The following is a 13,136-nucleotide window of genomic DNA, read 5'->3' on the forward strand; positions in this document are numbered from 1 at the left end:
CGTCGGGCGGGCGAGGCGACCCCTCCCGGTGCTCTCTACCCCACCGCGCGGTGGAGCGAGTCCAGCAACCAGGAGTGTGCCTCACCGGTGGTGACGTCCTCGCCCGTGATGTCGCCGACGAGCTCCCAGTACCGGTGCAGGCTCGGACTCCGGTCGACCGCACCGGTGCGTGCCAGGGTGCGCCGGAACGCCAGGCTGTCGCGTGTGCCTTGGGTGGCCGCGTGTGCCTCGACGAACCGGTCGAGCAAGGGGCCGGGCCCCGGCTGCCGCCCCGCCCGCACGAGAGGGCGTGCGAGCTCGCACGCTTCGCCAACTCCCCCTTCGAGCAGGGCATTCTGATAGGCGACGAACTCTCCGCCCGTGCGGGTGCGCGCCCAGAACTGTTGCCGCAGCCGCTCGTCCTGCACTATCGCGACCAGTGTGGCGTAGGCGACCACCTGCTCGGGAGCGGGGTCGCCGGGCAGCTCGGGAACGCTGACCGCGATGACCATGGCGGCGCCGTCCTCGGGCAACGAGGGCAGGACCAGGCGGCTCCAGAACGCCTCCAGCGTGTGCCGGGCCGCCCCGCCGTCGGCGACCGCGGCCAGCAGTTCCAGCCTCGGTGCCCGCTCGGCCGGTGCTGCCTGCTCGACCGCGCGCAGCGAGGCGCGGCGCCAGGCCAGTGCCGTCAACTCGGCGTCGGTCTTCGCGCGTTCCTGCGCGGCGGCTTCGGCGACGGATCGCCGGCCGCTGAGTACGGTGTCGATCGCCGCCAGTCCGAGCCCGAGAGCTCGCAGCCGACGCAGCAGCGTCAGCCGCTGGACCACCTCCGCGCGGAAGCGGCGGTGCCCACCTGCGCTGCGTACAGGCTCCAGGAGACCCTCGTCGCAGTAGAAGCGGATCGTGCGTACGGGCACGCCCGTACGCTGGGAGAGCTCGCCGATGGACAGGGTGTCCTCGCGCACTTGAACCTCCACCGGGGTGGAGTTCCTACCCTACGCCGCATGACACAGCCTCATATCGAGCGGCTGGCCTCGGGCCTGCTCGCACAGACCGCGGCGTTCGCGGATGCCGTGGACGGCACGGACTGGGACGCCTTCGTACCGACTTGCCCGCGGTGGCGGCTTCGGGTCCTCGTCGGACACCTCGGACAGGCGCCGCGCTGGGCAGCGGGAATCGTACGCGGAGACCCGCCCGGTGCCATCCCCGACCCGCACGAAGCACGGCCCCCGCAGGACTGGCGGGCCTGGCTGCTCGCGGGCGCCTCGGAGCTCGTCGAGGCCGTGCGGGAGGCCGGCTCCGACGCGCCGGTGTGGACGGTCGCCGGGCCGGCACCGGCGTCGTTCTGGCTTCGGCAAGCCACACACGACACAGCGGTGCACGCTGCCGATGCCGCGTTGTCGGCGGGTGTGCCGTACGCCCTCGAAACCGACCTCGCGGCCGACGCCGTGACCCAGCTCCTGGAGCTGCTGTCCTCACCGGTGATGGCGACGCTGAAGCCCGCGGTGGCTTCGTTGCGGGGTGCGGGCTCGATCGGGCTGCGGGCTCGCGAGGAGTCGGTCGAAGGGTGGGTGATCACGCGCACGCCGACGGGGGTGTCATGGCGGCGGGGCCCGGGGGCGGCGGACACCACCGTGACGGCTGCGGTGCAGGACCTGCTGTTGGTACTGATGCGACGCCTGCCGCCACAGCGTGTGGCGATCGACGGGGACAGGCAGCTGTTCGACCACTGGCTGGCCCATTCCGCCCTGTAGGCAGGCGCCCTCGCACCGTGCGCGGTAAGGGACTTCGAATAAATGAGTCACGGCTCCACGCGATTTGTCTGACAACCGCTGGAAGGGCATGGCCGGTACCTGGTCTGCTGAGGCTCGATGTGATCGGGGCCGGTCACCGGCTGTGTACCCATGGATGCGGAGGGGTGGCGATGGGCAGAGCGGGACGTCTGCAAGGGGAGCCGAAGGGGGAGACCGTCGAGGCCAACGCGCTGGCGGTCTTCCTGCGGGAGATCACGAAGGGGCGCACGGTCCGGGAGTTGGCGAAGTACTACGGCGCGGGCAAGACGAGCTGGAGCGACTACCGCTCGGGGACGAAGACCATACCCTGGGAGATTCTGGAGAGGGTGGTGTGCGGCCGGGTCCGCGACAGCAGGAGCCGCACGGAGCTGCTCGCCCGTGCCAAGCGGCTGCACGCCGCGGCCTGCGCGGCGGAAGCAGGACGGGGCAGCATGGCGAGAGAGGGCGCCCCGCCGGTTTCCCCGCCCGGCCGGACGCCGAGCGAGAGTCGGGACGACGGGCCGCACACCGGCGCCCAACTGGCCGAGGCGGAGGGGTTGGTACGCACCCTGCTGGGGTTGACCGCCAGACTGCAGAGCGAGTTGGACGACGCACTCCTCCGCGCGGGTGGCCGGTCGGCGTCGAGCGCGCCACCTGCGGCCGAGGCACGTCCGGAGGGGGAAGGCTCGGCGCGCACACGGCCGGATGTGGAGGGGGACGGTCCGGGCGGTCAGCCCCCGACACCGTCCGCCGCCGATGGCGAGGGGAAGGACCCTCAGGGCGGGGCACCGGCGGAGCAGCCTCGCAAGGAGCGGCCGGGTGCCGAGCAGGGAGCGGGCGGGCCGCCACGGGCCGAGATCCTCCTGAGGCACACGTACCCGCTGGTGCGACGTGGCGGCGAAGGGCCACCCCTCTTCCGGACTGACGCCGAAGTGGCCATCAGGCGCAGGAACCTGCCCGGCCAACGGGCCGGGTTAGGCCAGGCCGATGTCACCGGGGCTCGGGTGTGCGAGGCGGTGGTCATCTCCGGGCAGGTCGTGCAGCGGTCAACCGGCACGGCCGGCGGGCGGCGCCTGCCGGCCGTCGCCCGCCAAGGGCCCCCGAGGCGGGGCTGGTTGTCGCCGGGATGGGGGCGCCGCGCTCTGCTGCTCGCATGCGCCATCGTCGCCCTCGGGGCCGCGGCGACAGGCCTGGACGTGATGCCGCCACCGCGTGCGGCAGCCGGACCGCACACCCCCGGCCCGCTGCCGCCGGCGTCCACCGAAGGACGCGACACGGTTTCCTCGCCAGGCGCCCCCGTATCGTCTCGACCAAGCGGGACCGCACCCGCACCCAGTCCTTCCCCGCCCTCGGCCCTCACGCGTAACACGCCCTCGTCCGAACCGTCGCCCAGCCGTGCACCCTCCCTTCCGGCGCCACAGACGACACGGCTGCCCGCCGAGGTCCCCGCGCCGAGGGGCAGCGGGGTGTACGCCATAGCGCACGACGGCCGCGCGGTCCTGCAGTGGAGCGGGACGGGCACCGCGTGGCTGCGGATCGGCGGACCGGCCAAGGAGCTGTACGCCGGTCCGGCCGGAGTCTTCGCCACGGACCCGAAGACCGGTGAACTCCGGGGATACAGCGGGGTGCCCGGCAGCTGGGAGACCGTCAGCGAGCGTGCCGCCGCCTTCGCCACGAGTGGTACTCAGCTGTACCGCCTGGCCCAGGGCCACAGCGCGGTCCACCGGTGGAACCGGGAACTCGGGACGTGGACACGGATCGGCGGCCCCGCGGGGAGGCTGTACGGCGGCGGGGCGGGGCTCTTCGCCACGGACCCCGTCGACGGCAGGATATTCGCGTACGGGGGAAGGGGGGATGTGTGGACGTACGCAGGCGGAGCCGGTGCCGACTTCGTGGTGAGCGACCACCATCTGTACGGCCTCAACCCCGAACGCAGCGGCGTGTTCCGCTGGAGCGGCGAAGCAGGCGTGTGGAGTGCCGTCGGTGGGCCTGCGGGTGCCCTCTACGCGGGCCCCGCGGATCTGTACGCCACCAACGAGACCGACGGCGGGCTGTGGCGCTACCGCGAGGGCGCGTGGGCACGGATCGGTGAGGCCGGTGCGGGGTTCGGAGCCCGCGCGGACCGTGCTTACCGGCTGGACAGAGAGAGTACGACGGTCTGGGAATGGCAGGGTACGGAGTGGCGGCGCATCGGAGGGCCCGTCCGCTCGCTCGTGGTGGCCGGCTGAGGCAACCGCCGCCGCGCCGCGCGGTCGCGCGAGGCCCGCTGAGCCCCCACCGGGCGCGGCCTGCTGAGTACCGGGCGCCAGGTCTTCCGCGCGCCCGGCAATCCCCGTCGTCCACGGGCGACGGGGATTGCAGACGGGTGAACGGGCGCTTCCGGGTGCCCTACACCGTCACGGCTCAGACATATTCCCAGAGGGGGGCGACCACGTTTGCGCCGAGGTCGCACCACACGATGGAGGTTCCGCCGGGGGCCACGATGGTGCCGTAATGCGTGTAGGTAATGCGGTGGTCGAAGGTCTGACAGGTCGCCACGACACGGAAACGCGCGTCGAAGCAACGCAGTTCCACGCCGTGGTGGCCTGCGCTGCCTTGGAGATAGCGCGGATCCGAGCAGTTCATCGAAGCCGTCGAGGTGGCTGCGAGGGACGGCGCGGCGGAGACGGCGAGGCCGCTGACCGCGAGGGTGGCGGCGATCGCGCCCGTTGCCATCAACCTTCGGAGACGCATACGAATCCCTTCCTTCCATGGACGTGAGTGTGATGAGGCACGAGCGGGCTCGCTCCGAGACCGGCCGTAGGAGTGAGGGCCGCCGCGCTGGATCTCCCAGCTTTCTGTCGGCCTGTTTGTCCGTCCACAAGAAGCCGGGAAACCGCAGCTCGGCTGCGGACATCGAGTCTCTGTCCGCCGGACAATGGCCGCGCTCGCCATCCGCAGCGGATTGCGCCGCACGCACATCAGGTGGGCTCAACGCCCTCGGAAACCCCCGGCTCGGGCAAGATCTGGGTCTCCTACCGTCCCTCGTGCGACGCGGCAGGGCTGGGCTCAGGCGTCCGATGGGCCAAAGGGAGCACTCCGGCTCGCAAGGGCCGGCCGGGGCGATTTCGATGCCCATGGCGGAATGTCGGCCGCCGCGTTTCGCCCGCAGCGCCCACGAGGATCCGTCATGGCTGAGCTCGTCGATCTGAACACCACCACCGCGAAAGACACTCGCGGCGCTTCCCGGCGTCGAGCCCGCCCTCGCGGAGAGCATCATCGCCTACCGCGAAGCGCACGGGTTCTTCGAAGCGGTCGAGGAGCTCATGCGCGTCCCGGGCATGTCACCGTCGGCGCTCGCGAGGCTGGGGCAACTGGCGGGAGGCGTCCGCCCAGCGACGCATGGCGGCGACGGCGAATTCGTACCCAAGAGCCAAGACGGGCAGAGCCGTTGGATTCGTGATCACCGTTTCGCTGATCCCCCCGATGACATACGCTGCCGGATGACGCGGTGATCCGCGGTGAGCCGAGAGGGTCGAGGGCACGGGAGTCGATGACACACCGACGAGACGCCGGTCTGCCGGGGGCCGCTGCCGACGGGACGGCAGAGCGCCGGGCAGCCGGTAACACCTGGGATTCGGCGCTGTCGTCCGAGGAGTTCGCGGCGGTCAAGGGTGTCGGGTTCGAGCCGGTCGGGCAGGTGCTCGGCACGGCCGTCTTCAACATCGGGTCCACCGGCGTCTGGGGCTGCCCGGGCGCATGGTCGGTCGAGGACGGCAGGAAGGTGCCGCCGTCCTCGGTGTGGACGTCGTCGTTCGCGCAGTTGGTGAAGGCGATGTACGCGGTGCGCAGGCTGGCGCTGTCCCGCGCGGTGGCCGAGTGCCGCACGCTCGGCGGCGACGGGATCGTCGGGGTGAAGCTGCGGGTCGGCGGATTTCCGGCGGGGGGCCTGGAGTTCACCGCGCTGGGCACCGCGGTCCGGGCCCGTTCGCGCATCCGGCCGCGCCTGCCCTTCACGTCGCACCTGAGCGGCCAGGACTTCGCCAAGCTCCTGCACGGCGGATGGGTTCCCACCGGACTCGCCTTCGGTATCGCCCTTGAGACCCGGCACGACGACTGGCGCACCTCCCGCCGCATCCGCTGGACCGCCGGGAACCAGGAGGTCGACGGCTATACCCGGCTGATCAGTCTCGTCCGCCACGATGCCCGGAAACAACTGGCCTTGGATGCGGCGAAGCACGGCGGGGACGGAGTGGTGGTGGACGGGATGGAGCTGAGGGTGCGTGAGAGCGAGTGCCCCACCTACGGGTACTCGCGCGACCTCAGCGCGGAGGCTGTCCTCGTCGGCACCTCCATCGCCCGGTTCGGCCACTCCGAGCGGCCCGCCGGGCCCAGGCCACTGACCATCATGAGACTGGAGCGCGAGCGCTGACATGACCGAGCGAACGGGGCAGGAACTGCCCGGGAGAGCCACGCAGCCGGCGGCGGAGGGCGTGCCCGAGGACGCGATGCGGCGGCTGGCGCAGCTCCAGCCGGGGGAGAAGGGCTCGCTCTTCACCTCGGACCTGACGGTGAACGAGTTCCTGCTGGTGCGCGAGGTCGGCTTCCGCCCGCTCGGCCTGGTCCTCGGCTCCTCGGTCTACCACGTCGGCCTCCAGCTCGGCCGGTGGTCGAAGAACCAGGAGCTGACCAAGCTGTCACAGGCCATGTACCACGCGCGCGAGCTGGCGATGGGCCGGATGGAGGCGGAGGCGAGCGCTCTGGGGGCGGACGGGATCGTGGGGGTGCGACTGGACATCGAGTTCAAGGAATTCGGCTCGGACATCGCCGAGTTCATCGCGATCGGCACGGCGGTGAAGGCGGACGGTGCGGACCCGGGACCGGGCGGGACCTGGCTCAACAACAAGGGCAAGCCGTTCACCTCGGACCTGTCCGGCCAGGATTTCTGGACGCTGATCCGGGCCGGTTACGCGCCGCTGGACATGGTCATGGGGTCGTGCGTCTACCACGTGGCGCACCAGCGCTTCGCTCAAGTGCTGAGCAGCACAGGCCGCAATGTCGAGATCGAGCCGTTCACCCAGGCACTCTACGATGCACGCGAGCTGGCGATGAGCCGCATGCAGGCGGAGGGCAATGCCCTGGAGGCCGAGGGGATCGTGGCCGTCCAGCTGAGGCAGCACTCGCACAACTGGGGGACGCACACCACCGAGTTCTTCGCCATCGGGACAGCGGTGCGCCCGATTCGCGACGACCACATCATCGAGCGGCCGACCATGGTGCTGAGCCTCGATGCCTGAGAGGGAAGTGGAACTCCTGGCTGCGGCGCTGCGCCAGGACAGCGCGGACCTGAACCTTTACGCCAAGGTGCTGTCGGCCAACCTGGCGGACTCACTGCCGCCCGGCGCTGTGCGGGTCAAGCGCAGGCGTTCCGTCGCGGAAAGGGTGGCCGGGCGCGAGGGTTCGGTCGCCGAACTGGACGTCGCGCTCGGGGAGCAGCGGCTCCGGCTGCGGATGGATGGGGGTCGGGTGGCCGGCGAGATCGGCCACGAGGTGCGGGGCATCGTGCTCTCACGGCGCCACGTGGGCCTGGACGAGTGGATCGATGTCCTGGCCCAGGCTCTGGCTGACGCTGCGACCTCGAATGCCCGTGCCCGCGAGGCCGTCGAGCGCTTCCTGGCCTGACGGTTGCCGACCTCTTCGGACATCGCCTGGGCCTGTCCGGTGGGCCATGTCCCGACGGTTTCCTCGGACAGTTCGGACAGCGGGGTGTGAATGGTCTCTCTCCTGCCTCTCTCCTGCCTGCCCTCGCCCTTGCCCCTGCTCTGATCCGGTTTGGCCGTCGCCGTCGGGAAAGTCGCTCTGGAGATGGGAGCCGGGCGATCTGCTCCTCCAGCCAGGTGTAGGTCTCCAGATACGACAGGTACGACAGGTACGACAGGTACGACAGGTACGACAGGTAGCCGGCGTGAGTGAGAACCAGCACGCCGCCGACGGGCTGCCCGTCAGCGTCGAGGACATCGGCCTCGGCGACGACGGGCTTCCCGGTGACGGTTGCCGCGGGTACTGCCGTCTCGTCCACGCCGAGGTCGATGCCGGCGCAGGCAGGTGCACTGCCCAGTGATCCGCAGATGCGGGATCTGTGCCCGCAGAGCACGATGCACAGGGCCGTCGCCTGCGAGGAGCGCCTCAAGGAGCCGGGGACCGCAGCGGCGGGTATCTGGTCACCGTCGGTACTGGTGTCCATGTCTTGGGCTGACCATCGGAGTGGACAGAAGGTCAACCGAAGTCGACACGTCCGGACTCCAGACTCCGCTCAGCAGATCAGGGCGAGGCAGGACGTGCGGGAGGGAGCCCAGCCAACCCCTGCGCGGTCGCCCCTCAGCCGCTCCCCTTGTCCGTCCGTCGCCCTGCCCGATATTGCTGCCGGTTTGAGCAAGCGGGTCGCTACTGTGACCGTATGACCACTGACGCCGCCTCTCCCGATGACATCGCCTCGCTGCCCCGGGCCGAGTTCGCCTTCCCCGGCCCGCTGCGTGACCGGCTCGTCGCGGCCATCCTCAGTGGTTCCAAGACCTCGACCACCGGACTCGTGATCGCCTACGAGCATGAAGGGGAGCCGCTGCCGGCCATCGGGAGCCGTGCGGTGGTCGTCGACTCGGACGACCGTCCGGTCGCGGTCATCGAGGTCACCGGCGTGCGTGTCGAACCGCTTGCGCAGGTGGATTTCGCTCACGTGGTGGATGAGGGGGAAGGCGACACCAGCATCGCCGAGTGGCGGGCGAACCACGAGCGGTTCTGGCACAGCGACGAGACGCGCGCAGCGTTGGAAGACCCGGAATTCACCGTGGACGACGCGACCTTGGTGGTTCTGGAACGCTTCCGCCTCATCGCCGACCTTCGCCCGGCTGCTTGACCATCCGTTCACCACTGCCTGCTCGACCTGGCGCGAGACGCCGGAACGCCGTGATCAGCCGCCGCCCGGGGCCCGTTGCCTGGTGCGGGCATCCATTCCAGCGCGTACGAAGCCGAGTTCGCGGTACGAGCCACACCCATCGGCGAGCGCTCAAGGTGACGGCGTGCTGGTGGCACGAGCGACTGGCCGCCCCGGGAGAGCGTCGGCGCCCATACCGGCACCGCGTGCAGTCGCACAAAGGTACTGACGAGCTGAAGGTGGTGCAGTGCACCACGCCGCCGGCCACCCCAGCCGGCGCACCGGACACGAGGGCGAGGGGAGACTCCCACCGCTGCTCACCGGTGGGGGCAGGGCTGGTGATAATCTATCCTCCTGTCAAATTGCTCAGGGCTCTTCCCAACATGCGGAGGTACGAGCGCAGATGACGGATTCGGCGGAGTTCTGGGACCGTCGGTACACCCATGGCGACATCGGCTGGACACGCGTCCCCCATCCGCTGGCGGTCGCGGAGCTCGCACTCGTACCGCCGGACACATCCGCCGGGGCGAACACGCCGCAGCGCCTGGCCCTCGACCTCGGCGCGGGTGCCGGACGCCACGCACTGTGGCTCGCCCGCCGCGGTTGGCGGGTGACAGCCGTGGACTTCTCAGCGACGGCCCTGGAGCGCACCCGCCGACAGGCCGCGGCCGAGGAACTGGATGTGACGACCGTCCTCGCGGATCTGGATTCCTACGAGCCGCGGCAGGGCGCCTTCGGCCTCATCCTCATCGCGTACGTGCACACCGAGCCGCCGCAGCGAGCCGCGCTGCTGGCCCGTGCGGCCAAGGCGCTGGCTCCGGGCGGACGGCTGGTCGTCGTGGGGCACCATCTCGACAACCTCGGCAGGGGCCTCGAAGGCCCCTCCGACGCGGAGCGGATGTTCACCCCGGAGCGCCTCTCCGCCGAACTGCCGGATCTGCGCATCGAACGGGCCGAGCGAGTGGTCCACACCGTCACCACCGCGTCGGGCGAGCGCGAGTCGTACGCCACCGTGATCAGGGCCGGTCGCGCTACCGCCGGCCAACCGGGCCTGCCACTCTCAGAGGCCGGGCTGCCGCGCCACGAGACGCATCAGGAGACTTCGTAGGGCCTCACGCTCCTCGGTGGACAGAGGGCTGAGGAACTCCTGATGGACCTCGGTCAGCACCTCCCGCGCCTCCCGCAGCCGTGCGCTACCCCGTTCGGTCAGATGCAGCGCCGAGGTCCGGCGGTCGGGGCCGCGCCTGCGCTCCATCAGCCCCGCCCCCTCCAGCTTGTCGACCAGGGCGACGATGGTCGTGCGGTCGATCCGGAGCTTGCAGCCCACGGCCCGCTGGTTCAGCCCCGGCTCGGCCTCGACGACGCTCAGGACGCCGAATTGACGCATCGTCACCTGCAGGGGGCACAAGTCCCGTTCGGCGTGTCCCGTCACCGCCTGGGCGGCTTTGCGCAACAGGAAGCCGTGCCACTGCTGAAGCCCTTCGAACAAAGGCCGATCCTCCACGCCGAGTTCCCCGCTCACCGTCATTCTTCCGGCTCCCCTCCAGCGAACGCCAGGAGTGGCGCACGGTCTGCCCCAGAGCACTTGACGGCCCGACCGGCGTTCCCTCACGCTTCGGATCTGACAGTGACACTGACTGTCTTTTAGACAGAACATCAATGCTGCCGTGACCCGTCAAGCCTTCAACGGAGGGCGTGATGGCGTGGTGGCCTGCGCCATCGAAGCCGCGCGCCCGATCGAGCGCTGCGATGGAAGCGCCCTTCGACCCGAGCCGGGGGTACCTCGCGCAGGCGCACCCGTGACCAGCCGGGCACCTTGCCGGTTCCCTCAACTGAACCCTCGCGTCGAGCAGTTGGGGCTCGGAGGCCCGGCCCCGCGTTGACGATTCCGTCGGACAGTCCCATACTGACCCATCAGGGCCTCTGACTATCAGCTCCATTGATTAATCTGCCCTTCCGGGACAGTCATGGAGGCAAGGGCGTAGGCAGCCACAGCCCGTCAGCAGGCCGCCTGGCCGGAGGGAACAGCATGAACAAGCACGCCAACGACGCCCAGGACATGCGGCTGATCTACGCCGGATCCTTCCTCGGCAACTTCGACCGGATCGTGATCACCCCACTGCTGCTGCCCGCGTCCAAGGGCCTGGGGGTCAGTGTCTCCTCCGTCACCATCGCGCTCACCGCCTACCTGTTGCTGTTCGGCCTGATGCAGCCCGTCCACGGCCTCGTCTCCGACGTGTACGGGCGCGTACGGGTCATGCGAGCGGCCCTGTTCAGCATGTGTGTCGCCGACGTGGTGTCCGCTCTCGCCCCCAACTTGGGCGTGCTCATCCTCGGACGCGCACTCGCGGGCGCGTCGGCGGCCGCCCTGCTGCCGGTGATGGTGGCGTACGTGGGCGACCGGCTGCCCTTCGGCCAGCGGCAGCGAACCGTGGCGAGCGTCCTGGCGGCCGGGGCGGTCGGCACGGCCGGCGCGACCGTGATCGCCGGTGTGTTCACCCACCTGTGGAGCTGGCGCGCGGCGATCCTGCTGGTCGCGATCTGCGCACCGCTGCTCGCCCTCGCCTTCAACCGCCTGCCGGAAGCCTCCGCCCCGGCGCCCAGCGGCACGAGCGTCAAGGCCCGGCTCGGCATGGTCTTCCGTATCGGCTGGTTCCGCTTCCTCGTGGTCTTCGCGCTCTTCGAGGGCGCGGCCATGCTGGGCTTCTTCAACTTCTTCAACACCGCGCTGCAGTCGGGAGGGCACAGCGTCGTGTACGCCGGTCTCGTCACCGGCAGCTACGGCCTGGCCGCGGTGGCAGGCGGCGTGGCGGTGCGCACCCTGGGCGACCGGGTGTCGGCGGCGACCCACTTCGGCGTGGGCAGCGTACTGCTCGGTGTGGGCTATCTGGTCTGCGTGCCGGCCCAGTCGATGGTCACCGTGCTGGCGGGCAGCGTTCTGTCCGGACTCGCCTTCGCGTTGGTCCAGTCCATCGTGCAGACCTGGGGAACGGAGGTCGCGCCGCCCCAAGTACGCGGCATCGCCACCTCGCTGGTGGCCAGCGCCGTGTACACCGGGGCCGCCCTCAGCACGTTCCTGGTGAGCGGGCTGGCGGACGACAAGCACTTCGGCACGCTCTTCGCGATCGCCGCCGCCGTGACCCTGCCCGTGGCACTCGTCGGGCCGGTCGCCCGCGCGCGCTTCTCGGCCGCACTGGCCGGCCGACACGAACAGCAGCAGCCGGCCGAGCCGCCATCGGCTCGCCCGGCGAACCAGAACCCGTAGTGCGACGGCAGCCGAGCGCACGCCGAACTTCGGTGCCGCTCAGCTGGGACTGTCAGGCGGCCACGGTGTCCCACATCTGCTGCGGGGAAGGGCGATGCGGGTGCTGAGGAGCACGCTCGGCGAGCCTCATCATCCAGGCGCCGATCTCCTGCAGTTCCCTGCGGCCGACGGCGGCCCGTACACGCGGGAACCACCTGTCGTCCTCGGCGTCCATGTGCCGTTCGACGATGTCCATCAGCAAGCGGGCCTTGGCGTCGAAGGCAACGTCGTCAGGGCGCATGTCGTACAGCTCAGCCGCCAGGACGTCCGCGATGTGGTGCTCCTCCACGAAACGCAAGATGTCCGGCTCGGTCTCCGGAACCAGGACGCAGACGCGCGGATACATCCCCTCCCGCTCGATGTACGTGTACACGGTCAGTGCGCGCAAGAAGGGCTCCACGGCCTCGGCATTCCGCTCGACCCGGTAGGAGCGGATCAGCCGCCTGATCTCCTTGTGGCCTTCCCTCAGCATCACGATCGCATCGGTGGACATGGGCAGCTCCCTGAGGCACAGGACTCACTTCCGTGCCAGCCCCATACCCGACAAACCCGACGATCATGCGCCGGGCTTTCGGGGTGCTCGTCCGTCGTTGCGCGTTCACGGATAGTTGCCGCGGCCCGGCAGGTGGATGACGGTCCGGTCGCGCACGCCCCTGCCGCGGCGGACACACCAGGGCGCGGGATCGGGCGATCAGGTTCCCGGACCTCGGATCCGGCAACAGCCGCACTCCGTCACTTGCTGCCAAGTGCGCGCTTGAGCTGGGCCTTGTTCATGTCGGACCGGCCGTGGATGCTGCGGCGCCGCGCCTCGGAGTAGAGCTGGTCGTACGTCGGCCCCTCGGAGCCACTGTGCGAGCGCCGGCCGCCGCGCCTGGAGGACGACATGTCCTGCGTGGAGCTCTTGCCGGCGGTCCTCGACTCACCGGAGCGCGCACGCTCCTTGTTGACCGTGCGGGCGGCGATCCCCTTCGCCCGCTTCGTGCTCTCGCCGCGCTGCTCGGCGCTCTCCTTGATGTGCTCGTACTGGCGTTCCTGCTTCGGGCTGGATCCACGAGGCATGAGAACTCCTCAGCTACTCTGGGTGACTGTTTGCTTACTTACTTTCACCTTGCGCTGTTGGCACCGGCTCCGCAATCGGGCGGGGGCCAGTGAGGTTCGGCCGCCGACGGGC

At 70.3% G+C, this 13,136-nt stretch carries 14 protein-coding genes and 1 pseudogene; 10 read left to right on the plus strand and 5 right to left on the minus strand.

Annotated features, from left to right (window positions below; translation table 11 throughout):
• Nucleotides 1-35: 35 nt before the first annotated feature.
• The gene (locus ACFWA7_RS19215; RefSeq protein WP_385824031.1) at nt 36-944 is read right to left on the minus strand and encodes a MerR family transcriptional regulator; all 909 of its coding nucleotides are present in this window, start codon (nt 942-944) and stop codon (nt 36-38) included.
• Nucleotides 945-983: 39 nt separating this feature from the next.
• Between ACFWA7_RS19215 and ACFWA7_RS19220 the strand changes: the two genes are divergently transcribed.
• Entirely contained in the window at nt 984-1,733 is a 750-nt protein-coding gene (locus tag ACFWA7_RS19220) for a maleylpyruvate isomerase family mycothiol-dependent enzyme (RefSeq protein WP_385824033.1), read from the plus strand.
• A 1,484-nt stretch (nt 1,734-3,217) separates the two neighbouring features.
• Entirely contained in the window at nt 3,218-3,979 is a 762-nt protein-coding gene (locus ACFWA7_RS19225; RefSeq protein WP_385824035.1) for a hypothetical protein, read from the plus strand.
• A 175-nt stretch (nt 3,980-4,154) separates the two neighbouring features.
• Here ACFWA7_RS19225 and ACFWA7_RS19230 read toward each other — a convergent pair whose 3' ends face one another.
• Nucleotides 4,155-4,484, minus strand: a complete 330-nt coding sequence (locus tag ACFWA7_RS19230) for a hypothetical protein (protein WP_385824037.1) — start codon at nt 4,482-4,484, stop codon at nt 4,155-4,157.
• A gap of 488 nt (nt 4,485-4,972) precedes the next feature.
• Here ACFWA7_RS19230 and ACFWA7_RS19235 point away from each other — a divergent pair.
• From ACFWA7_RS19235 to ACFWA7_RS19265, 7 genes and pseudogenes are all read left to right on the plus strand, one after another.
• Nucleotides 4,973-5,245: pseudogene (locus ACFWA7_RS19235) on the plus strand (ComEA family DNA-binding protein); the annotation flags it as partial.
• 38 nt (nt 5,246-5,283) lie between these two features.
• On the plus strand, nt 5,284-6,162 hold the full coding sequence (locus ACFWA7_RS19240) for a heavy metal-binding domain-containing protein (RefSeq protein WP_385534582.1): 879 nt from the start codon (nt 5,284-5,286) through the stop codon (nt 6,160-6,162).
• Between the two features lies 1 nt (nt 6,163).
• On the plus strand, nt 6,164-7,027 hold the full coding sequence (locus ACFWA7_RS19245; protein ID WP_385824039.1) for a heavy metal-binding domain-containing protein: 864 nt from the start codon (nt 6,164-6,166) through the stop codon (nt 7,025-7,027).
• Nucleotides 7,020-7,412: a hypothetical protein gene (locus ACFWA7_RS19250; protein WP_385534586.1), complete on the plus strand. Its 393-nt coding sequence runs from the start codon at nt 7,020-7,022 to the stop codon at nt 7,410-7,412. Before ACFWA7_RS19245 ends, ACFWA7_RS19250 begins: the two co-directional genes overlap by 8 nt.
• Before the next feature lie 283 nt (nt 7,413-7,695).
• Nucleotides 7,696-7,851 carry a hypothetical protein gene (locus ACFWA7_RS19255; RefSeq protein WP_385824041.1) on the plus strand — a complete coding sequence of 52 codons (156 nt, stop codon included), beginning with the start codon at nt 7,696-7,698 and terminating at the stop codon, nt 7,849-7,851.
• 336 nt (nt 7,852-8,187) lie between these two features.
• The gene (locus tag ACFWA7_RS19260; RefSeq protein WP_385534590.1) at nt 8,188-8,643 is read left to right on the plus strand and encodes an ASCH domain-containing protein; all 456 of its coding nucleotides are present in this window, start codon (nt 8,188-8,190) and stop codon (nt 8,641-8,643) included.
• A gap of 421 nt (nt 8,644-9,064) precedes the next feature.
• On the plus strand, nt 9,065-9,769 hold the full coding sequence (locus ACFWA7_RS19265; RefSeq protein ID WP_385534592.1) for a class I SAM-dependent methyltransferase: 705 nt from the start codon (nt 9,065-9,067) through the stop codon (nt 9,767-9,769).
• Here the strand turns inward: ACFWA7_RS19265 and ACFWA7_RS19270 are convergent.
• Nucleotides 9,722-10,150 (minus strand): MarR family winged helix-turn-helix transcriptional regulator, encoded by a 429-nt coding sequence (locus ACFWA7_RS19270; protein WP_385824044.1) that lies wholly within the window; start codon nt 10,148-10,150, stop codon nt 9,722-9,724. The genes ACFWA7_RS19265 and ACFWA7_RS19270 overlap by 48 nt on opposite strands.
• 540 nt (nt 10,151-10,690) lie before the next feature.
• On the opposite strand from ACFWA7_RS19270, the gene ACFWA7_RS19275 reads away from it, so the two are divergent.
• On the plus strand, nt 10,691-11,926 hold the full coding sequence (locus ACFWA7_RS19275) for an MFS transporter (RefSeq protein WP_385824046.1): 1,236 nt from the start codon (nt 10,691-10,693) through the stop codon (nt 11,924-11,926).
• A 52-nt stretch (nt 11,927-11,978) separates the two neighbouring features.
• Here ACFWA7_RS19275 and ACFWA7_RS19280 read toward each other — a convergent pair whose 3' ends face one another.
• Entirely contained in the window at nt 11,979-12,458 is a 480-nt protein-coding gene (locus tag ACFWA7_RS19280; protein WP_385824048.1) for a hemerythrin domain-containing protein, read from the minus strand.
• 239 nt (nt 12,459-12,697) lie between these two features.
• On the minus strand, nt 12,698-13,024 hold the full coding sequence (locus tag ACFWA7_RS19285; protein WP_385534600.1) for a plasmid stabilization protein: 327 nt from the start codon (nt 13,022-13,024) through the stop codon (nt 12,698-12,700).
• Nucleotides 13,025-13,136: the final 112 nt, after the last annotated feature.

Source organism: Streptomyces sp. NPDC059994, assembly GCF_042737755.1.
Taxonomy (GTDB): domain Bacteria; phylum Actinomycetota; class Actinomycetes; order Streptomycetales; family Streptomycetaceae; genus Streptomyces.